Source organism: Raoultibacter timonensis (assembly GCF_022845715.1).
Lineage (GTDB): Bacteria > Actinomycetota > Coriobacteriia > Coriobacteriales > Eggerthellaceae > Raoultibacter > Raoultibacter timonensis.
The window spans coordinates 162341-185683 of record NZ_AP025564.1; the positions used below are offsets into that span (position 1 = coordinate 162341).

At 59.8% G+C, this 23343-nt stretch carries 11 protein-coding genes; 8 read left to right on the top strand and 3 right to left on the bottom strand.

Annotated elements, in window-relative coordinates:
* Positions 1 to 393: 393 nt before the first annotated feature.
* On the top strand, positions 394 to 9327 hold the full coding sequence (locus MWL89_RS00570; RefSeq protein ID WP_244411321.1) for an isopeptide-forming domain-containing fimbrial protein: 8934 nt from the start codon (positions 394 to 396) through the stop codon (positions 9325 to 9327).
* 57 nt (positions 9328 to 9384) lie between these two features.
* Here MWL89_RS00570 and MWL89_RS00575 read toward each other — a convergent pair whose 3' ends face one another.
* Complete coding sequence (locus tag MWL89_RS00575) at positions 9385 to 9726, bottom strand: TFIIB-type zinc ribbon-containing protein (protein ID WP_244411322.1); 342 nt, start codon at positions 9724 to 9726, stop codon at positions 9385 to 9387.
* A gap of 192 nt (positions 9727 to 9918) precedes the next feature.
* Here MWL89_RS00575 and MWL89_RS00580 point away from each other — a divergent pair, with 192 nt between their 5' ends.
* The 7 genes from MWL89_RS00580 to MWL89_RS00610 all read left to right on the top strand — a co-directional run bounded on the left by MWL89_RS00580 (position 9919) and on the right by MWL89_RS00610 (position 20491).
* Positions 9919 to 11895 carry a thiamine pyrophosphate-dependent enzyme gene (locus tag MWL89_RS00580; RefSeq protein ID WP_244411323.1) on the top strand — a complete coding sequence of 659 codons (1977 nt, stop codon included), beginning with the start codon at positions 9919 to 9921 and terminating at the stop codon, positions 11893 to 11895.
* Positions 11888 to 12484, top strand: a complete 597-nt coding sequence (locus MWL89_RS00585; protein WP_244411324.1) for a 2-oxoacid:acceptor oxidoreductase family protein — start codon at positions 11888 to 11890, stop codon at positions 12482 to 12484. Before MWL89_RS00580 ends, MWL89_RS00585 begins: the two co-directional genes overlap by 8 nt.
* A 95-nt stretch (positions 12485 to 12579) precedes the next feature.
* Positions 12580 to 13572, top strand: a complete 993-nt coding sequence (locus MWL89_RS00590; protein ID WP_244411325.1) for a GGDEF domain-containing protein — start codon at positions 12580 to 12582, stop codon at positions 13570 to 13572.
* Between the two features lie 67 nt (positions 13573 to 13639).
* Entirely contained in the window at positions 13640 to 14875 is a 1236-nt protein-coding gene (locus tag MWL89_RS00595; RefSeq protein ID WP_244411326.1) for a phenylacetate--CoA ligase family protein, read from the top strand.
* Between the two features lie 238 nt (positions 14876 to 15113).
* Positions 15114 to 16637, top strand: coding sequence for a sodium:solute symporter family protein (locus MWL89_RS00600; RefSeq protein WP_102379404.1), 1524 nt, complete (start codon positions 15114 to 15116; stop codon positions 16635 to 16637).
* 359 nt (positions 16638 to 16996) lie between these two features.
* Complete coding sequence (locus tag MWL89_RS00605; protein ID WP_244411327.1) at positions 16997 to 18673, top strand: Na+/H+ antiporter NhaC family protein; 1677 nt, start codon at positions 16997 to 16999, stop codon at positions 18671 to 18673.
* Between the two features lie 267 nt (positions 18674 to 18940).
* Positions 18941 to 20491, top strand: coding sequence for an FAD-dependent oxidoreductase (locus MWL89_RS00610; protein ID WP_244411328.1), 1551 nt, complete (start codon positions 18941 to 18943; stop codon positions 20489 to 20491).
* Positions 20492 to 20881: 390 nt separating this feature from the next.
* Here the strand turns inward: MWL89_RS00610 and MWL89_RS00615 are convergent, their stop codons facing one another.
* A complete protein-coding gene (locus MWL89_RS00615; RefSeq protein ID WP_244411329.1) occupies positions 20882 to 22318 on the bottom strand; it encodes a helix-turn-helix transcriptional regulator in 1437 nt (478 codons plus the stop codon).
* A 104-nt stretch (positions 22319 to 22422) separates the two neighbouring features.
* Positions 22423 to 23067, bottom strand: a complete 645-nt coding sequence (locus tag MWL89_RS00620; protein ID WP_244411330.1) for a 5-formyltetrahydrofolate cyclo-ligase — start codon at positions 23065 to 23067, stop codon at positions 22423 to 22425.
* Between the last annotated feature and the right edge of the window lie 276 nt (positions 23068 to 23343).

Sequence of the window (23343 nt, forward strand, 5' to 3'; positions counted from 1 at the left end):
GACGGTACGGTTATCGCGTCATCCGGTCATTCAGGTGGTTTTCTATCGTGCACGGGAGTCACTAAGTGCACCAACAGTTTTGCGAACCTTGATTGTTACGGTGCTAAGACTACAGCTCCGTTCTGCGGCGTAATCCATAACTGGGTTGACATCGAAAACTGTTGGTCAAGTGGAAAAGTCGAAGGCGTAAGCTACAGCGGTGGGTTTGTGAGCGGAGTCGATGCGTACGACACCCATCAATCAACTTTCAAAAACTGCTACTCTACAGCGATGGTCGGCATGGGTGCCGCCGCTCAAAACATGGGTGGCTTTGTCGGTTCAACTGCACCGATAACGTCGACCTCCCCTGCCATAGCATTTGAAAACTGCTACGCTGCGGGCGAAGTTGGTACTTTGAAGTCAAAGCCCGATGGGACGGCTGTCGATGATTCGGGAAACGTGGTGACGACTACGGGCGGCTTTGCGGGTGGAGTTGGCCCGACGACAACGATGACGAACTGCTATTACGATAAGCAGACAACGGGATCGGCAGAAAAGGGCATCAATGATGCACCTTCGCCCATGGTGTCGGGGCTTCTCACCAAATCACTCACAACAAAGAATATGGGTGCTGGGTGGTCTACCTCGAACGGCAGCACATATCCTCAACTGTCTGCGTTTACCACGGGCACATGGGGCGGGAGCGCGAAGCTCGGAGAACTTGCACGGGCCTATTCCCAAGCATCGGTGTCAACGGTGTTCCTTTACCCGTGCAATAATGATGCATTCGATTCCGCTGCAACGGATTACGATACCGTACGCAAGATTCGGTACGCGTTCCCCCTGACCAACAATAAGATGGTCAACAATGCGTCCATCGATACCTCGTGGGTGTACGATCCCGACAACAAAGCGTATTACCCCAATGACAGTCCGCTCAACCCGGGAACGAAGATCATCACGCTCTCTGCCGCCCAAGGCGAACCCGCTATGGACGAGGTGAGCGTGACTGCGGTTGCCTCGGGTATTGGATGGCTGCGTGTGTATTCGGACTACGATGGGGTGGTGGGCACGCGAAACCTGCGTCTCGTTCCAACCACGTCGGTTGCGATCGGAACCGACAATACGGCCATCGTCGGTTCCGACGCAACCGTGTACGCGCAAGCGACAAGTACAGACCCTCAGTACAAGCCGCTTGAAGATGATCTTACGCTGTTCGATCATCGCGAAGGCATTAAATTCATCATTGCTACGTCAGTCAATCTTCAAGAGTACATGGACGATAGCAAGCCGGTGGGAGATGGCGGATATGCGTCGATTGAAGATAAGATGGCGGCGCACGGTATCGGCTGCACCGACTTTGCCGATCCGAATCTCAATGTGACGACGACAATCGTTGGCAAAACCAATCTTGACTACGACATCAAGTTGAAAAACGCCGGAGGCGGGGAACTCGAGCAAGTCGTTCGTCTGTCGGTGCGGAAAGTCATACCGAGCGATGTCGAGGGCCAGCCCCCCACGTATTCTGTGCCGCTTGAGTGGACCGATTCGCTTGTCAAGCTGTTCACCGATCAACGTTCAGCGGAAATGAGCGAAACGGGAACGTATCTCCTCAGCTATTCGTGGATGGATCCGACGAAAACATCAACGCAGGCCGAGGGAACGAAATACCTGACGGTGGTGCCGCCTCTCTCGCTTTCCTATCATCTCGACTACGTTCCGTCGGGATCGTCCGACGATCTTTACGCAAAGGATCCGGGCGCCTACCAAAACACGCAAACCATCAACGAGAAAGCAGTCGCTTTCCCGGAGACGGCCAAGCTTCCCGAGCAGCCTGTACGCTTCGGCTACGACTTTACCGGGTGGGTTTACAACCGAGATAAAAGCCAATCGTTTACGGCCGATACCCCCATTACGGCGGTAACGGATTCGTCGGGCCGCACCGAAACCGATATCTCGATATTGGCCACTTGGTTGGCTCATCCGCACAACATCGTGATCAAAGACGCTAAGGGCGGAAGCGAGAAGGAAACGATCAACTCGGCTTTCGATAGAGGCGTGCTAAGCGAGCTCGCCGGCAAAGAAAGTCTGTTCAACGACCGCGTCGATCCGGGAAAATCGGAGTTTCTTGGATGGCGTATCGAGAGCGGTATGGGAGAGACCCGCACGGGCACCTACGTTTCGGCAACCGATACGGTTCCCGACAACGATATAGTGGTGTATCCGTCGTTTGGAACGGTGGTTTCGGCCAACATAAGCGCATACAACGAAACGCAGGGTGATATCGGCGGACACGTGACCAATCGCGTGGGCGATCTCGTTACGTACACGATTTCGATCAAAAACAGCTCACCGGGATTGGAGTGGCACAACGCGACTATTCTCGATGAGCTGCCAAACGGCATCGATGTGGTGGCTGACAGCATTACGCTTTCCAAGGCAGGCGAAAAGCCCGTTAAGCTGCCCGATACGGTTTACGACGAGACGAGAGGGGAGAACGGATCCATCGTCCATACGATGGATGTGCCCCTCGCCACCGACGATGAGTACCATCTGTCGTTTCAGGTGAAGATAAACGAGGATGCGCCGTATGTGAGCTCGGGTGCTGGCGTGGGCATACTGAATTCCGCAACCGTTGACGGCACCGACGCCGACGGTGACGAAGTTGCGGCGACGACCGGCGAGGCAAAACTGCCCGGAACGGGATTCGTGTCGTTTACGCCTGCCGATAAATGGGTTACCAAGAATGCCTCGAATCTTACCGACCCCGGTGCTCCCACGGCTCAGGTCGGCGACATCATTCAATACGCTATCGAGATCGGCAACAAGAGCGACGATTCCAATTCTCGTTGGGAAAATGCTTGGTTCTACGATAAGGTCCCGTCGGGGCTCGCGGTGGAAACCGCGAGCATTGCGATGACTCACCCCATCGAAGACGGATCCGGTGCGACGCATGAGCACATTGTGCCGACGGGCTACGATCCGAGCACGGGCGAGATTTCCGTATCCGCCGGCGTGCTCAAGGCGGGAGAGAAAGCGACGCTTACGTTTAAGGTGATCGTTACGTCGGATGCGGTTGGGCAATCGATTAAAAACACCGCATGGGCGGTTACCGACGGCAAAGAAAACCCCACCGATCCGCCCGACAACCCAGGCGATGTGGTGAACCCGCCCAAGCCCGATCCCGACAATCCCGACCCCGATAGCCCCGATCCCGACCCCACGGATCCGGTTGGTCCGGGCGGCGAAGGCAAATCGCAGCTGAGCGTGGCGAAATCGACCAATGTGACCGAAGCGTCGCCGGGCAGCATCATCCCCTATACCATCACCGTATCGAATGCGGGCGACGCCCACGCTAAAGATATTGTTGTCACCGACGAGCTGCCCGAAGGGCTTTCGTACGTTTCGTCGGTTCCGGCGGCACAGGTCAGCGGACAAACGGTTTCGTGGACGCTCACGGTGCCTGCGGGCATGAGCGTCACGCGTACCGTCATGGCTCGCGTGACCGGCGATGTGGGCGCAACCATCGAAAACGGCGTCACCGTTACCGATCCAGCCGATCCCGACAATCCCGTGAACCCGCCGGTCAATCCTCCCATCGAGGTGGTTCCCGGAAGCGATAAGCCCGATGTGCACATTGCGAAAACATCGAGTGCCGACACGGCGATTACCGGCAGTCAGCTCACGTATGCGCTCTTTGTCAGCAACAGCGGATCGACCTATGCGAAAAACGTCGTCGTGACCGACCAGCTTCCCGCAGGCACGCTGTTCATCAGCGCGAGCAACGGGGGAACGTACCGCAACGGGGTGGCCCTTTGGACCGTTGACGTACCGGCCGGCCAAACCAAGCAGATCGACTTGACGGTCAAGGTTCAATCCAAGACCGGGACTCTCGTGAACATGGCGACAGCCGTGCACGGGGGTTCGGCCGATGTGAGCGACCCGGTGCAGACTTCCGTTTCGCAAGCGCCCGTCGTCGAAGACAAACCGCGGCTCTCGGTAACGAAAACAACCGATGCGACTTCGGTGGCGAAGGGAAGCCAGATCCCGTATACCATCACGGTTACGAATTCGGGCAAGGGCGATGCGAAGAGCATCGAGATCGTCGATGCGCTGCCCGAGGGCCTTGCGTACGTGTCGAGCTCCCCCGACGCTACGAAGGTCGAAGGCAACACCGTCAGTTGGACGGTCGACGTTGCGTCGGGGCAGACGGTCGAACGCACGCTTACCGTGGAGGTGACGGGAGACGTGGGTTCGAGCATCGAGAACGGGGTGAGCGTTACGAATCCCGACGGCGGTGATCCGATCGCACCGCCCGACAAGCCTTCTATCGACGTAACCGATCCCGACGACAGCAAAGATGTGGTCGATCTTTCCATAGCGAAGGCGGCAGATGCCGATTCGGCCCAGTTCGGCGATGCGGTTACCTACACCATCACCGTGTACAACAAAGGCGGAAAAGAAGCTGCCGATGTGACGGTTTCCGATGCGCTGCCGGCGGGGCTTTCGTTCACGTCGGGCGATGCGGGCGTTACGGCTGCGAACGGTGCGGTTTCGTGGAAGGGGAGCGTGCCCGCGCAGGGCAATGCGTCTTTCCGGTTCGTGGCGGAAGTAACGGCAAAAAATGCGACGCTGGTCAACACGGCGGTTGCTGAATACGAGGGGAGCCGCGTTTCCTCGGAGCCGATAACGGTGGCTGTGGCTACAGAGCCTGCTGGCGGCGATAAGAAGCCGAAGCTTGCGGTTACGAAAACTACGAGTGCCACGAGCGCATCGCCGGGCTCTCTCATCCCCTATACCATCACCGTGTCGAACACAGGCGACGGCGATGCTGCGGACGTGCCGATCGTCGATACGCTGCCGTCCGGTTTGGAATACGTGTCGAGCACGCCTTCGGGAACGTACGACAAGGATGCCCATACGGTCACGTGGAACCTCGATGTCGCTGCCGGCGGACAGGCGGTGTGCGTCATCACCGCCCGCGTTGCCGAGACTGCTGTGGGGGCGATAGAGAATTCCGTCGAGGTGACCGACCCCAGCGACCCCGACAATCCCGTCACGCCGCCCGATAAGCCTTCGGTAGACGTTACCGATCCCGATCCCGACGAGGGTGCAAGCGTATCGCTTGCGAAGTCGGCCAGCGCTTCGACTACGGTACCCGGTGGCCAGATCACCTATACCCTCACGCTTACCAACACCGGACAGGCCGATGCAAGCGGCGTGGCCGTAACCGACGCGCTGCCTGCGGGATCGAGTTTCGTTATGGCGAGCGATGGAGCGACCTGCGAAAACAATACGGTGCACTGGATTGTCGACGTGCCTGCGGGAGAACAGAAGGAGCTGACCTTCACGGTCAACGCCCCCTCGTCGAGCGGCAGCATGTTGAACACGGCCCAGGCGCAGCTGGGCGATGAAACGGTGAAGTCCGACACGGTAACTACGGCCGTCAAGGAAGAGGCGACGGGCGGTACGGGAAAAGCCGAACTGTCGGTATCCAAATCCACCTCGGTCTCTCAAGCGGTGCCCGGATCGGTTGTTCCCTACACCATAACCGTTTCCAACACCGGCGACGCCGATGCGACCGATGTCGAGATCGTTGACGAACTTCCTGCAGGGCTTACCTACGTATCGAGCAATCCTGCTGGCAAGGTTGAAGGAAACAAGGTTACCTGGAAAGCGACCGTGAAGGCGGGTGGATCGGTTACGCGTATCATCAGCGCCCGTGTGACGGGGGCTGCGGGACAGAGCATTGCGAACAGCGTGACGGTCGTCGATCCGACGGATCCCGACAATCCCGTCGTACCGCCTACCGATCCCACGATCGACATTCCCGAGCAGGGAACCGTAACCGGCGTCCTCACGGTTGATACGGGAACGGCTGCAACGGGAGACACCATCCGCTACACGCTTACCGTCACCAACGCTACCAAGGCCGACGCGACGGGCGTGCAGGCCGTTCACAAGCTGCCCGTAGGCGTGAGCTTCAAGACCGCGAGCGACGAGGGGAGCTATACGCCCGACGGTGCCGCCGCTTCGATGGCGATGCTCGATGCAGAGGCTGCGGACGAAGCGGAAAACGATGCCGGAACCGTTACGTGGACCATGGACGTTCCCGCCGGAGCGTCGGTGTCGCGTGTGGTTTCGGCTAAAGTTACGGCGCAGAGCGGTACACTCGTGAGCACGGCCGACTTGATACACGGGGGCAAGACGATTGCGGCGAACCCCGTATCGACCGTCGTGCCGGTGGACGGATCGGCATCCGGCACGCCCAAGATCAGCGTGTCGAAAACGACGACGGTATCCCAGGCGGCGCCGGGATCCCAGATTCCCTACACCATAACCGTGCGCAATACCGGCGACGGCAAAGCGTCCAACCTGGTCGTTTCGGATAAGCTTCCGGATTCGCTGACCTACGTGTCGAGCAGCGCGGGGGGATCCTACGACGGAGGCTCGCACGAAGTGAGCTGGACCATTCCTGCGCTGGATGCGGGGCAGACGATAACGCGTACCATTATCGCCCAGGTGAACGATGATGCGATGGGAAGCATCGAGAACAACGTCGAAGTGATCGATCCGGCCAACCCCGATACTCCGATAGCCCCTCCCTCGATTCCCGATACGCCCGTGGTCGATCCGGCCGACGAAGCGAAACCGCTTCTCGGCATAGCGAAATCGGCAAGTGCGGATGCCGTCAAATACAACGACGAAATCGCCTACACCGTGACCGTTTCCAACACGGGAACAGCCGATGCGAAAGGTGTGGCGGTTACCGACGCTCTTCCAAAAGGCCTTGAGTTCGTCGAGGCGGCCGACGGAGGCGCATGCGCGGAGGGCACGGTTTCCTGGACGGTTGACGTACCTGCTGGAAAGACGGTCGAGCGTGCCTTTAGAGCGAAGGTGGCCTCGAAGAGCGGTACGCTTTCGAACATCGCGCGCGCTGCCTATAACGGTGCAACGGTTTCATCCGATCCCGTTAGCACGTCGGTTTCTTCCGATCCTTCCGGCGGCGCGGGCGCACCCGATATGTCGGTTACCAAAACAACGCCCGTCGCGCAGGCCGCACAGGGTTCCGAGATTCCCTACATCGTTACGGTGACCAACACCGGCGACGGGGACGCTTTGGGGTATCGGATCGTCGATGTGCTGCCCGAGGGGCTCACGTATGTGTCGAGCACGCCTGCGGCAACCGTGCACGGCCAGGAAGTCGTGTGGACCGTCGATGTTCCGAAGGGCACCTCGGTTACCCGTACGGTTATCGCGAAGGTGACCGGCGAAATCGGTTCGACCGTCAAGAACAGCGTGACCGTGACCGATCCCGATGGCAATGGGGCCGTGACGCCGCCCGTCGATCCGCCCGTCGATGTAACCGACCCTGAGAAGCGGGCCGACATGCACATATCCAAGTCGGCTAAAACCGACAGCGCGCCCGCAGGCGGACGGCTCGTGTATCTCATCACGCTGACCAACACCGGCGACGGGGATGCGACGGGTGTTGCCGTTTCCGACAAGCTGCCCATGAACACCTCGTTCATGGAGGCGAGCGATGGCGGCACCTATGACCAGAAAACCAACAAGGTGCTGTGGTCGGTCGATGTTGCCGCTGGCCAAACCAAGCAGATAACCCTTGCAGTTAAGGTTGAAGCGCTATCGGGCACGCTTGTGAACGTCGCCACTGAAACGTACGACGGGAAAAGCGAGTCGAGCATTCCCGCCATCGCTACCTCGGTTACCGATGAGATTACCGAGGCCGATCCTGAAGCATCCGTGTCGAAGACCGTGCGGAACGTGACGGCCGAAACGGAAGGTCGGGACGGTGCCGACGATATGGCAACGTGGCGCGACGGCGACGTGCTCGAATACGCGATCGTGGCGGCGAACGCGAAAGCGAACTCAACGTGGCGCGAGGTCGTGCTTTCCGACGTACTGCCCGACGGTCTCGAGCTTGTTGCAGAAGAACCCATCCGATACACCGCTCCCGGCGCTGCCGATGCGAGCGAGCTCGAGGGGGCCTACGATGAAGGATCGCACGCGATACGCGTGGAAACGGGAGATATTTCCGGCGGCCAGCAGGCATCGCTGTCATATCGTGCCCGGATCAGCGCGGGAGATGATTATTCGGTCGATGCACAGCTGCGCAATCGCGTGCAAGCGGCGGGTTACGTACCCGATGGGGGCACCGAAGTGATCGAGGAATCGACGGTGTCCGTGCCCACGCCCGAGCCGCTGGCCGTCAAGGAGCTGACGAAGCGGGCGGTGAATCTGACCGACCCCCCCGGTGATGTCTTGCAGGTGGGCGATCGCATCCGCTATACCGTCACCGCGACGAATTGCGAGCCGAACCCCCGATCGATTTGGAAGAACGCTTACGTGTACGATCGCGTGCCCGAAGGCCTTGACGTCGATACGGCAACCCTGAAGCTCGTCGCCTCCGATGGAAGGACGTATAGCGTCTCCGATTGCTTCGATCCCGAAACACGTGAGATCGTCGTTTCGGCGGGACCGATTTTCGGTGGCAGCGCTGCAACGGTCGAGTTCGAGGCGACGATTCCCCTCAGCGCCGTCGGGCAAGACATCGCAAACGTTGCTTTGGTGGGAACCCTCGAGTCCGTCGATCCGACGGTGCCCGAGCAACCGGGAAAACCCGGTATCGACAGCGTCCCCAATCCTGCCGAACCCGCACCCGACGACGATCCGATAAACCCGAACCCCGGGCCGACCGATCCCGTTGTGCCCAACGGCGATGGGTCGGTGCTCTTGGCCGACCCCGATCCTTCGATTGACAAGGTCGTTGCGGATCTCGATGGAGACGGTTCGTACGATAACGGCGACGAGGTGCTCTATACGGTTACGGTTGCAAACAACCGAACAGGTTCGGTGTGGTACGGCGTGGAAGTGACCGACACCATTCCGCTTGGCCTTAAGCTCGACGTTCGATCGATCAGGTTCGCCGGCCCCGATAAGGTGTTCTCCGACGTGGCATCCACCTGTTACGACGAAGCCACGCGAAAGCTCGTCGTGCCGATAGGGGACGTGTACGGCGGGGAAACCTACGTGCTGTCGTACGCCTGCGCGCTCGACTTCTCGCTCGGTACGGGCGATGTGGTCAATCACGTGGTTGCCGTGGGCGGGGAGCCGGGGGGCTCCGACAACGATCCGTCCGTCGAAGGCGGCGCATCGATCGCGAAGCCGCTTGTTCCGTGGAATCCCACCGCTCTTGCGCGTTCGGGTGACATGAACGGCAATCTCGTTTCGCTGATAGCCCTCGTTGCGCTGTTGGCGGGTGGTTTGGCGACGGGCGCCACCCGTGCATCGCGCAACAGGATGCGAACGCGCGACGCGAAGCGATAGGAAAAGGCATGCTGGGCTGCGGGCGAATGCCCTGCGGCCCAGCGCCGTTCGATGCTCTTAATCCCCGAAATCGAAGAGGTCGCCGAGGAAGCTTTCCCGCTTCTTTTTCTTGCCTTTCTTGTAGTAGTCATCGTCGTAGCGGCGATCGTCATGGCGACGATCCTCGTATTTCCGCTTGTCGTACGAACGGTCGTCATAGGGGCGCTCGTCGTAGCGAGCTTCTGCGCGTTGGGGCTGCGGCGCTGCTTGCGCTGCGGGCATGCTTTCGGCTGAACGTTCGATGATCTTATCGAGCTCGCCGCGATCGAGCCAAACGCCTCGGCATTGCGGGCAATAGTCGATCTCGATGCCCTGTCGCTCGCTCATGACCAAATCGACGTTGCATAAGGGGCACTTCAAGAAAACCACCTGCTCTCGTGTCGGGTGCGGTTTTTCGGATTATACCAGCGGGCGCCTTACCGACCCGATGCGCCGTGCGGCTCGTTCAAAAACACATCTGCGGTACAATGGGCGAATCGAATCTTGGGCGGCTCGGCTCGGGTGCACTGCCGCGAGCCTACCGCAAACAATCAAGGCGAAGCAGGCGAGAATATGCAGAAGCAACTACTGATGGGCAACGAGGCGTTCGCCCGCGCCGCACTCAAGGCCGGCATCCGCGTGGCGGCCGGTTATCCGGGCACCCCCTCGTCGGAAGTCATCGAGGCGATCGCCGAGGAGCATGCGGCGGGCCGCGCTCGGGGCGTCCACGTGGAATGGTCGACCAACGAAAAGGCGGCGCTCGAGCTTTTGGCGGGTGCGGCGTATGCGGGCGCCCGCACGCTGTTCACGTGCAAGCAGGTCGGCCTTAATGTGGCGAGCGATGCGCTCATGAGCTTGAACTACGTCGGCGTCAAGGGCGGAACGGTGTTGTTCGTTGCCGACGATCCGGGCCCCATCTCGTCGCAGACCGAGCAGGACACCCGACGGTTCGGCAGCTTCGCGAAGGTGCCGGTGTTTGACCCCGCCACGCCCGACCAGGGTTGCGATATGATCGAAGCCGCCTACGAGCTTTCCGAGGCCTACCGCACGCCGGTGATCGTTCGTCCGACCACCCGCGTCTGCCATGCTTCGACGTTTCTCGCGTTTCCCGAAACCACTACGGCGCGCGATATTCCAGCCGAGGGTTTCGTGCGCAGTTCCAAATGGGTCATTTTCCCCAAACGGGCCTTTGAAGCCCACGGTGAGATCAACGAGCGGCTTGTGCAGATTGCCGACGACTACTCCACCGGTGCGCTTGCTGCGTTCAACCCCGTCGAAGAAGGCGGTAGCGTCCAGGGGCAAAGGCCGCGGCTCGGCATCGTTGCTGGAGGCGTGAGCACCATGTATGCCCGCGAGGCGCTGCGAATGCTCGCCGAGCGTTGCGACGCTGCGGGGATCGAGGTGCCCGCGTACCGTTTCATGCAGATCGGAACGCCGTATCCGTTCCCTGAAAAGGCGGTCGAGACGTTCGCCGAGGGACTCGACCAGATCATCGTGTTCGAGGAGCTCGACCACGTGATCGAAGACGGCCTGCTCGCGCTGTGCGGCAAGCTGCATGCGGGCTACGATGTGTTCGGCAAGCTGAACGGCTACGCGCGTGACCGCGGCGAGAACACGGTCGATGACATCTTCGATCGCATTGCCCGCTATCTGGGCCTCGAGCGAGTGCTCGAGGCGGTGGGCTCATCCGAATCCGAAACGGCTCCGCTTGCCTACGACGGGCCGCTGCCCATGAGGCCCCCGGTGCTGTGCGCGGGGTGCCCTCACCGGGGAAGCTTCTATGCGATCAAGCGCGCGCTCGGCAAGACGCCCGCCGTGCTCTGCGGCGATATCGGATGCTATACGCTTGGCAACGCCATGCCGCTCGATGCGGTCGATACGTGCTTGTGCATGGGCGCGGGCATTACGATGGCGCAGGGTTTTTCGATCGTTGAACCAGAAAAGAAAACCGTCGCCTTCGTGGGCGATTCGACGTTCTTTGCCTCGGGCTTGACCGGCATCGTGAACGCCGTGTACAACCAGCACGACATCACGGTTGCGGTGCTCGATAACGCAACGACCGCAATGACCGGTTCGCAGCCCCATCCGGGAACGGGCGTGACGATGATGGGCCCGAAGAGCGCGCCGGTTTCGATCGAGGCGGTACTCAAGGCCGTGGGATTCGAGTGCATCGTGCACGCCAATCCGTTTGTTCTCGAGGAGAGCGTCGCGGCTGCTAAGGTGGCTATCGGGTTCGACGGCCCGTCGGCGATCATCTACGAGGGCCCGTGCATATCGCTTTCAAAACCGGGCGAGCCGGTATCCATCGATGCTGCGGTCTGCACGGGCTGCAAGAAGTGCATCACCGAGATAGGGTGCCCGGGCATCGGCTTCGATGCGGGTGCGTGCGGTCCGGCGAGCGGCGGCAGGGGTCAGGCGTTCATCGACCGAAGCCTGTGCAACGGGTGCGGCCTGTGCGTGCAGGTGTGCCCGTTCCATGCGATACGGCTTCCGGAATCGCCGAATGATTCTGCCAGTGGTTCTCGGGCGGGGGGAGGCACCGATGCTTAACATACTGCTTGCCGGAGTCGGCGGCCAAGGAACCGTGCTTGCAGCCAAGTTGCTCGCGCAGGCGGCCGAGGCAAAAGGATGGCAAGTGCGCACTGCCGAAACGATCGGTATGGCGCAACGCGGCGGCAACGTCGTTTCCCATGTTCGCATGGGCGACGAGGGCGAGCCGGTATACGCTCCGCTCATCGCGCGTGGTACCGCCGACCTGATCGTTGCCTTCGAGCCTGCTGAAGCGGCTCGCGTGCTTGGGTACCTCAAGCCCGGTGGAACGATGGTTTGCGCCTCGACGGCCATCCAGCCGGTATCGGCGGCGCTTTCGAGCACGCCCTATGTTGCGAGCGAAGTACTTCAAAACCTTGCGGGCGAGATAGAGCAAGCGGGCGGTGCGTTCTTTGCCGTCGACGATGCTTCGCTGGTCGAAAAGGCAGGTGGACGTAAGTCTCTCAACGTGATGCTTCTGGCCTGTGCTTTGGTCGAGGGGGGCTTGGCCGTTACGGTCGATGATTTACGCCGTGCCATTCCCGCCTGCGTGAAGGAGCGGTTCGTCGACATGAATCTACGGGCCATCGATCTTTCAATTGCGCGTTAAAGCAGGAGCGCTTTCACGATCGATCCTGTTATTATGAGCGGAGAAGTCATAGATGGCTTCGCTCGGGTCGGGCGAAATGCGAGACAGGTGGCACCATGGCGATAGCCGAAGAGCAGGCTTTTAAGGACAAGGCAATCGAGCTCGCGCGCAACCTATGGCGCTCCTACCTTATCGACCAGTCCGAGGCGGGCGATGCCTACATTGCGAACTCCCTCGATATGGAAGCGCTTTCCGTTATCGGAACGGGCCGTCATGAGTTCTGCTCGACGGCCGAGCAGTTCTTCGAGAATCTCGGAAACGATCGATCGGAGGCCGAAGACGTTGCGTTCGAGATTCTCGACGAATACTACGAGGCGCGCATTATCGATGCCGAAGTGTGCTTGGTGTTCGGTACGCTATGGGTTCGCGAGCGTCCGAAAGAACCGAAGCTCTTGCTCGTTGAGATGGATACGCGCTTCAGCATTCTGATCCATCGGATGGACGGCGAACTGAAAGTCGTCCATCTGCACCATTCCACGCCGAACGCCGATCAAAGGCTCAACGAGTTCTATCCGAAAACCGCCACCGAGCGCGCGAACGCTGCGCTCGAATACTCGAAAGAGCTTGAACGTCGCGCCGACCTCGATTCGATGACCGGGCTTCTCAACCGTATGGCGTTCGAGCGAACGGTCGAGGAGCGGCTTGTGCGTGGCGTACCCGATGCGGTGCTGTTCATGATCGACCTGGATAACTTCAAATCGGTCAACGATACGCTCGGTCACCTCGCGGGCGATCGCGTCATCATGGATTTCGCCGACGAGCTCAGAAGCGTTTTTCTCCGTGATGCGGTGATCGGACGTATGGGCGGCGATGAGTTTGCGGTGCTGGTAGGTGATCGGGCGAGCGTCGAGGAGGCCGAAGCGAGAGCGGGAAAGCTCATCGAGCAATGGGCCGAGCGCGGCTCGGATAAGCCTATTGCCTTTAGCTGTTCGGTCGGTATGGCGCGGGTTGCCGGCACACGGGATTTCCCGGTGCTCTACCGTGCGGCCGATGAGGCGCTGTATACCAGCAAACGCAACGGCAAAGGGCGATGCGCCTGGTTCGAATGATATATCCTGCCAAGTTGAAAAATCTCACGATGCTCCATACTCTATTATGATAAAGTAACGAATCGCTATGAACATCGCGCCTGAACAATTCGAGCTCATCAAAGAGCAGTTCAAAACGCTTAAGGAGCGCTCTGAATTCTATGCCCGAAAATTCGAGGGCATCGACTTGAGCGACGTGCAGACGCAGGAGGATTTCGAGAAGCTACCGTTCTCCGAGAAAGACGATCTGCGCAAGGTGTACCCGCTCGGGCTCCAGGCCGTTCCCGACGAGGAGATCGTACGCATCCATTCCTCGAGCGGCACGACCGGCACGCCGGTCATCATCCCCTACACGCAGCAGGACGTGACCGACTGGGCCATCCAGTTCGCACGCTGCTACGAGATGGCGGGGATCACGAACCTCGACCGCATCCAGATCACTCCCGGTTACGGTCTGTGGACTGCGGGCATCGGCTTTCAGCTGGGTGCCGAGCGGCTGGGCGCTATGGCTATCCCCATGGGGCCGGGCAACACCGAAAAACAGCTGCGCATGATGGAGGATTTGCAGTCCACTGTTCTGTGCGCGACGAGCTCGTACGCGCTGCTTCTCGCCGAGGCCATTGCCGAGAAGGGCATCCGCGACAAGCTCCATTTGCGCAAAGGCGTCATCGGCTCCGAGCGCTGGGGCGATAAGATGCGCAACCGCATCGCCGACGAGCTGGGCGTCGAGCTCTACGACATCTACGGCCTGACCGAAATCTACGGGCCTGGCATCGGCATTTCTTGCGACGAGCATTCCGGCATGCATATTTGGGACGACTATGTATACTGCGAGATCATCGATCCGAAAACGGGAAAGAACGTTCCCGACGGCGAATCGGGCGAGCTCGTGCTAACCACGCTGCGCAAGCAGGGCGCACCGCTCATCCGCTACCGCACGCACGACCTTACGCGCATCATCCCAGGCGAGTGCGCCTGCGGCTCGCATCATCCGCGCATCGACATCCTCATCGGCCGTACCGACGACATGGTTAAGGTTAAGGGCGTCAACATGTTCCCCGCGCAGATCGAGGAAGTCATCAAGTTCACCGACGGCGCCTCGTCCGAATACCAGGTCATGATCGACCACCTGTTCGGCAAGGATATCATCACCGTGTTCTTCGAGACCACCGCCACGGGCGACGATAAGAAACGCGTCGAAGAAGAGCTCGCTTTCATCTTCAAGGGAAAGATCGGCTGCACGCCGGTCGCTAAAGGCGTTGCCATCGGGGAGCTTCCGCGCTCCGAGAAAAAGACGCAGCGCATCTTCGATAATCGATATTAATAGCACATGGGTTCATCAGAGCTTTTCGCAAAGCCAAAAGGCCCCTGCGCAAAGTTCCGACGAGGCCATGTGCGCTTTCATCTTCCGAATAGCTGCATCGAGGCGGCTGATTCGCCTCAGCGGATCGCAATCGGAATCCCCTGTGAGAAAACAAGAACGCGAACAGGTATTTCACGTGAAACAAGCAATTGACCGGGCATGCGGCAAGCATGGACGGTGACATGAAAAGGAACGCAACATGATCGAGAAAATCTGCATGGTCCTCATATTCGTCGGCGTCGCAGTCGGCGTCGGCATCTACTGCCGAAAACATACGTCGAGCGTCGACGGCTTCGTGCTCGGCGGGCGCAACGTCGGCCCGTGGCTTTCGGCGTTCGCCTTCGGTACGAGTTACTTCTCGGCGGTAATATTCGTCGGCTACGCCGGGCAGTTCGGATGGAAGTACGGATTGGCGGCAACGTGGATCGGCGTGGGTAACGCGATTCTCGGCAGTCTGCTTGCCTGGTGGGTGCTCGGACCGCGTACGCGCGAGGTGACTCATCGGCTGAAAGCGGCGACCATGCCCGAATTCTTCGGTGCACGCTATAAGAGCAAACCGCTGCGCATCGCTGCGGCAGCCATCATCTTCGTGTTTCTGATCCCCTACACGGCGAGCGTCTACAACGGCTTATCGCGGTTGTTCGGCATGGCGTTCGGCCTGCCCTACGAGGTGTGCGTGATCGGCATGGCGGCGGTTACCTGCATCTACGTGGTTCTCGGCGGGTATATGGCCACAGTTATGAACGACTTCATCCAGGGCATCGTCATGCTGTTCGGCATCGTGGCGGTGATCGTTGCGGTGCTCGTCAACAACGGTGGTTTCACCGAAGCCATCAACCAGTTGTCGTTCATCCCCTCGGAGACGTCCGAAATGGCCGGACCTTTCGTAAGCTTCTTCGGGCCCGATCTGTTTAACCTGATGGGCGTCATTATCCTCACGAGCCTCGGTACCTGGGGCCTGCCCCAGATGGTGCAGAAGTTCTACGCGATCAAAAGCGGACCTGCGGTCAAGCAGGGTGCCATCATCTCGACGGTGTTCGCGCTCGTGGTGGCGGGCGGCAGCTACTTCCTCGGCGGGTTCGGCCGTTTGTACGGCGGGGAAATCGAGATGACTGCCGCCGGTACGCCGGTGTACGACAGCATCATTCCCACCATGCTCTCGACGCTTCCCGATCTGCTTATCGGCATTGTGATCGTACTCGTGCTCTCGGCTTCGATGTCGACGCTTTCCTCGCTTGTGCTCACCTCGTCGTCGACGCTCACGCTCGACCTCATCAAAGACAACATCGTGAAGAACATGAGCGAGAAGAAGCAGCTTTCTTACATGCGCGTGCTGCTCGTGGTATTCGTTATCATCTCGGCGGTGATGGCGCTCGTGCAGTACAACTCGTCGATCACGTTCATCGCGCAGCTCATGTCCATTTCCTGGGGAGCGCTTGCGGGCTCGTTTCTCGGTCCGTTTTTCTGGGGCCTGTTCAGCGGGCGCATCTCGAAATCGTCGGTGTGGGCGAGCTTCGTCGTGGGCGTGGGGCTTACGGTGGGCAACATGGCGCTCGGCTCCCCGATATCGCCCATCAACTGCGGTGCCCTTGCGATGGTGCTTTCGCTCGTCATCGTTCCGCTCGTGAGCTTGGTTACGCCCAAAGTTCCCTTCGACGTCGATCCTCCGCATCCCGAGGGCGCGATCGATCGCGAATACGTGCACGAACTCGAAGAGCAGTAAGCAGAAGAGCGCGCGGTCGGATGCAAGCCGTTGTCGCCGATGCATCTGACCGCGCGTATCGAACCGATTGCGGGAGCCTCCGTTCGGCGCCCGCGTCGAGTGGCGGTTCGGCGTGCTTGACGAGGCTCGGCTCGCTCGCCTTTGCGGTCGTTCGCCAAATTAAAGCGCGTTTCCCCTTCTTCGGAAGCGCCGTCCCCGCTATACTAATGCCCATTGAACTGTGCGAATCCCGCCGTGCGACCGTTCTTCGTTTCGGATGGCATGGCCTGGCACGTGCGGCACGCGTGCCAGGGGCATCCGAAAAGGGGACCGATATCGGGGGTTCGCGCTTTGGTACCGCATCGATTAAGGGGATTCGTATGGAAGGTTTTGACCTCATCTCAACTGGTGTATGGTCGATCGTTCCTCCCATCTTGGCCTTGGGCCTCGCGCTGATTACGAAGGAAGTGTATTCTTCGCTTGCGATCGGCGTATTCGTGGGAATGATCATCTACCAATTTACGTTGAACGGTGCCGGCTTCGAACAGCTCATCTCGTCGTTTACGATGGTGCCGCAGATGATGGCTGAACAGATAGCCGGGAACGGGGCGCTGATCCTATTCCTTGCGTTACTGGGGGCGCTCGTCGTAGTCATTGCGACGGCAGGCGGCTCCAAGGCGTACGGCGAATGGGTATCGACCCACATCAAGAACGCGAAGATGGCCCAGATCCTTACAGCGGGGCTCGGCATTATCATCTTCGTCGACGATTACTTCAACTGCCTGACCGTCGGTGCGGTCATGCGTCCGGTGACGGACCGATTCAACATCAGCCGTGAAAAGCTCGCATGGATCATCGACTCTACGGCCGCACCGGTGTGCATCATCGCACCGGTCTCCTCGTGGGCGGTTGCCGTCGGCGGCTACCTCGGCGAGGGCGGTTTCTCCACGTTTGTCGCATCAATTCCGTACAATTTTTATGCGCTTCTGACCATCGCGTTCGTTTTCTTCATGTGCGCGACCAACCTCGATTTCGGCCCGATGAAAACCGCCGAGCTCGAAGCGCATCGTTCTATGGCCGAAAAGCAGCGTATCCCCGGCGCCAAGGTGCTCAAGTCGGTGGCGACGGCCGGCATTCCGAAAGGAACCGATCCCGACAACACCCCGCCCTACGAAAACGACCTTCCGACGGTGGTTGCCGAGGAAAGCGAAGTGCTCGATGCTGCTGCGCAGACGATTGACGACTTCAAGGGTATCAAGGTGTCAGATAAGGGCAGGGTTTTCGACCTTATCATCCCGATCGTTGTGCTCATAATCTTCTCGATTGCAGGGATGTTGTACGTAGGCGGTTTCTTCGAAGGCGTTGACTTCGCTGAAGCGGTCGGCGTGGACCCGGTATCGGGCCTGTGCATCGGCGTATGCGTTGCGCTCGTGGTGGCAGCGGCTATGTTCCTGCCGCGCGGGCTCACTACGCTTGCGGGCTACATGGAGGGCATCGCCGAGGGCGTGCGCTCGATGGTGGGGGCTATCATGATCCTCGTGCTCGCGTGGAGCTTGGGCGGCACGTGCCGCTATATGCTCGGTACGGGCGAGTTCGTGAGCAACTTCCTCAACACCATCGGCGTAGATCTGGCGCTTCTGCCAGCGGTCATCTTCCTTGTTGCGGCGTTCATCGGCTTCTCGATGGGCACCTCGTGGGGTACGATCGCGCTCATCCTGCCCATCGTGATCGGCGTGTTCCCGGCTGACGGCCCGCTGTTCCTCGTGGCGGTAGGCGCAACGCTCGGCGGCGCGGTATACGGCGACCACATCTCGCCCATCTCGGATACGACTATCCTCTCGTCTGCAGGTGCGCAGTGCAACCACCTGCGCCACGTTGCCACGCAGATCCCGTATGCGACGCTTGTGATGGTCGTCTGCTTCTTCTGTTACATCATCGCTGCGTTCGTGGGCAACCCGTGGATACCGCTTGTCATCGGTGCGGTTGTTACGGTGATCGCCGTCGTTGTTCTGGCGAAAACTGGCGTGAAACTGCCCGGGAAGAAGAAGGCCGCGTAGAAAAAGTAGCGCCTCTCGTTGCGAACCTCAGCGGCCGCCGAATCGATTCGGCGGCCGCTTCGCTTTCGCGCTGTCGCATCTGGAGGCAAGATAAGCTCTTGGACAGGCACGATAATGCAGATTTAGCGATTACCACGTTTCGTGCGACACCCTTGAACCTTTTCGTGCGACAGAAGCGTTCCCCTGGATGTTTATAGTTTGCTTCGCTGCCGCGGCAAAACGGTCGCATAGGCAGCTTCTACATACAGCAAATTGAGAGGAGCTTCCATGGGGGAGAGGAAACTATTCAGCAGAAGGCAGTTCGTTGCGGGCGTCGCGGTGCTCGGAGGCACGCTGGCGCTTACTGCGTGCGGTGCGAACCCGAAGCCCGAGAGCACGACGGGCGGCGAGGGCGGTTCGGGCGCCGAGGCTAAGGAAACCGACATTATCGTTATCGGATCGGGTCTTGCCGGCTCGGCATGCGCCCGTGCGGCGGCGCTCGGCGGAGCTAAGGTGACGCTCGTCGACAAGGCGCCGTTCTACATGTCGACGTTTCTCACGTCGCTCGGCAACGTATCGATCGCCCAGGTTCCCGAGAACAAAGAGTTTTGGCTGTTCGAGGACGGCGAGGCCGACACGATGGAGGCGTTTACCGAGCGCTACAAGGCGGCTACCGAGATCGGTAAAGTCAATGCACCGTATCCGGATTACGAGCGCATGCAGCGCATGATGGAAGAGAGCTGCGAGACCATCACCTGGGCGAACGAAATGGGCATCGGGTTCAAAGAGTCGTTCACCAAAGAGCAGGTGGGAACCGATACGGTGAAACCGGATGCCCCGGCCGACACCTCCATCAAAGCGGGGCAGAACGTTGCCGACGCCTTCCAGACCGAGCTTGAGAAGCTCGGTGTCGAGATCATGCTTTCAACTGAAGCGACCAAGCTTTTGCAGGACGGCGATACGGTCGTCGGCGTAACGGTCAAAGAAGGCAAGCAGGAGCAGGACATCAAGGCGAAGGCCGTCGTGTTGGCTACCGGCGGATTCGGCGGCAGCGATGCCTACCGCGACGAGCTGGTGCCCGCCATCAACAAGATGGGCTTCCAGTACCTCGGCAATGCGATGAACACCGGCGACGGTATGACCATGGCGACGGCCATCGGCGCCGCCACCTATGACGACTGCTGGGTCATACCAAACGTCATCATGCCCACCCGCACGCTCACCGAAGCGGAGCCTGGATTCGCGAAGCTCTGCGATACGGGCATCGAGGGTGCGGCAACGTCCTCGAAGATGCTCGTGGATGCTTCGGGCAAGCGCTTCGTCAACGAAGCCGGCCCGACGACCGCGCTCGCGACGTCCATGACCGACAACGCGGCCGGCCCGTACTACGTGCTGTTCGACAGCTCGAATGCCGATGTGGTAGCGCTTATCGAAAAGGGCCTCGATACGGGTGACGTGTTCAAGGCCGACAGCATCGAAGAGCTTGCGACTGCTGCGAACGCGGCATCGCTTGCCGAGACGTTCGCTGCCTACCAGGCGGCCGTCGAAGCCGGTGTCGATAACGAGTTCAACAAGAAGGCCGAGATGCTCGTGCCGTATCAGGACGGTCCGTACTACCTCGTTTCGTTCGTGCCCTCGTTCGTGGCCACGATGGGCGGCGTGCGCACCAACGGCGACTGTCAGGCCATCCGCGAGGACGAATCGGCTATCGACGGCCTGTACGCGATCGGCGAATGCACGCATCGCTTCATGTACAACCGCAGCTTCGTGCGCCATTGCTCCAATTCGAGTGCGCTCACGATGGGCCGTTTGACCGGCGCCGCGCTCGCCGAAGCGTAAATCCGCAACAGCACCGACCCTTGCCTCCTCCCGTACGAGAGCCGCTGCGACATCCCCGTCGCGGCGGCTCTCGTTGTGCGCGGGCGTCTCGCGTGGGTGCTTGTGCGTCAAATCCGCTTCTTCGCGGCAGAAAAACCGAGTAATTCGTCATTTTGCGGAGTGGTTTCTGCAGCGTTTTCCATGAAAAGGCTTCTGATCTGGCGTCCCGTAAAGCTTGGGGGCAAGATCACTATCCAGCGCTGCGTTTTGAGATGCCCGATGACGAATTGCTCGGTTTTTCTGCCAGCTGCGTCTGGCTTAGCGTGCCGCTTAGCCGAAAGAATTCCGTAATCCCCCGAAGTCCGTCTCAGCGGCCCGCCGAGGCTTATCGCGAAAGCCTACCGCAAAAGCCTACCGCAAAAGCCGCGCTTCCATCTCTTCGATGAGGTCGAGGAGCTCTTGGCGCGAGTGGATGCCCAGCTTGGCGTAGGTTCTGCGCAGGTGGGTTTTCACGGTGTGCTCGGACAGCACGAAGTAGTCGGCGATGTAGCGGGCGCTGCGTCCGGCGGAGAACTCGCGGATGATCTCGACTTCCCGATCCGACAGGTTGTAGGTTTCGCGAAGCAGCCCGAGAGCCGCCTCGGTGGCATCGGCTTGCGCGGCGGCAGGATCGGCCAGCTCGTCGGGCGCGTCGTCGAGGCGATGCTCTTTCTGCTTCGAAGAGTAACGCAGGTAGCTTGCGAAAATGAGAGATACCGTAACGACGAGAATCCAAATGGAAACGATGAGTACGGTATGCAGCTCGAGAGCGAGCGGTTCGTAGAGTACCTGAGCCAGCAGCCGTCCGCCGGCGATCGAGAGGCGCGCAACTCCCAGAGCAAGCCCGAGCAGGAAAAACGCCGGCAGCTTGCGCTCGTAGGCCTCGCTGATGAACGTGAGCCACAGAAGCACGTAAAACGACATGAGGAACGTCGTCATCATCGCGCCGGCAAGGAAGTTGTCGCCGGCGTCGAAGCTTCGGTACAAGAGGATCGACGCAAGACAGAGCGCGGCGATCGGGCAGATGTAGTCGATGTTCGCCTTCTTGAGCTTCAGCACGGCCAGGATGGCGCACATGGCAAGCGCAACGCCGATGGCGATCCATGCGGTCAGGTCGGTTTGCGCGTATTGCAGATCGGCGAAGATGTCCATCTGGATGATGAACCCGCAGACGGCGGAGAACACGAGCGTTCCCGCCACCGCGCGGCGCGTGCGCGAGAAGGCTTCGGCCATCGAGGTTTTCGGCGCGACGGTTTCTTTCATACGTTGCGCGACCGATTCGTTGTTGGCAAGGCAATAGAACAGCATAGCGGCGGAGGCTGCAAACACGATCAGCAAGACGATTTGCCGAGACCCGGGGAACAGCGCGCTCGAAATCGGCTGGATGAGCGTGTCGATGAAATACCCGAGCGCTATCATGAGCAGCGAATGGAATGGTCGGTAGCTCGTGAACACCTGCATCCAGCACAGGATCATGAGCGACCATCCCATACCCGATGCGGCCTGCATGAGGAACAGCGCGATGTCGGACTGATTCCCCGATGCGATGAGCAGGGCGTAGGCCACCGCGACGCCGATTCCCGCCCAGAAGAGCTTCCCTGTGTTCTCGATGCGGACGAAATACGAGAGGAGCGCGACGGCGAGAAACGTGCAGCCGTCGAAAGCGAGTCCTGCGAGGGCGAAAGGTCCGGGATTGTACGGCCCCGAATTGAGATCGAGCAGACGTGCTCCCTGCAGGAAGCCGAAGCCGACGGTCGCCACGATGGCGAGCGTCATCATCTTTTTGTCGAAGAGCTTTTGCTGTTCCACGCTAATGCCTGTCGCTGAGTTTTTCCGGACGGCGTCTGAACGCACGGCGCTGAGTGTAGCATAGGTTTTGATGCCGGGGGAGTTTCCTTGCCATGCCGAAACCTTCAAGCCGATACGATTGCGGGGAGCTGTTTGTCGTGCGGTTCGCACGGTACCGAATCGATGCGCTGCTCCTCGAATGCAACCCCGATGGCCGCTGCGTCGTCGCGGAGGTCGTCGATGAGCCGATCGTAATTGCCGCCCCCGTAGCCGAGGCGGTTGTTCTCGCCGTCGAATGCAACGAGGGGAACAATGACCACGTCGAGCATCGGCGTATCGACGAGGGGGTAGGATGCAAGGGCGGGATCGTCGTCCGCAAACGATCTGAGGGGATGATCGAGAAACGCAACGCCGCCGTGCTCGTACTGCTCGCGCGAGACCGCCCGAAACGTCATCGAGGTGTTCCGGCCCGTTTCGGCGGGGTGTTTCACCATGCAGGGAAAGCATGCCGTGAGCCCGCGCTCGTACACCTCTTCGATGAAGCAATCGAGCGATACCTCGCTCTTCATCGCTTGGTAGAGCGCGACGGCAAGCGGCTCCTGCCGATAGCATACACCCGCAGCGCTCGAAACGTTTTCGCGGGCTAAGCGTATGTCGTCGAGCATTTCGGTGAGGACGCCGCATATGGTTGTGCACTTTTCCGCATGCACGCGTGTCTCGATGCCGTCTCGGCGTTCCAGGACGAATGCCCTTGCTTCGCTTTTTTCCACATCCACCTCCGTTGTGCTTGCATTAGGATAACGCTTTGTCGGAGCGGGGTACCCCTCGATTCGTCGTCATCGGTTGCAAGGCGGACCTTTCGCGTCGTACGGTCTTGTTGCGAGGCGAAAAATCATACTAAACAGGTCAGAATTATGGAGAAATTGGCAATAATGTAACCCTTTCCCATCTATTTGCGCCAAAATGAGGGAAATTGCTTGCGGAAGAACTTACATTCCGTGTAGACTGCGATACGGTAAGGAAAAAGGTTGTTGATCGTTGGCAAG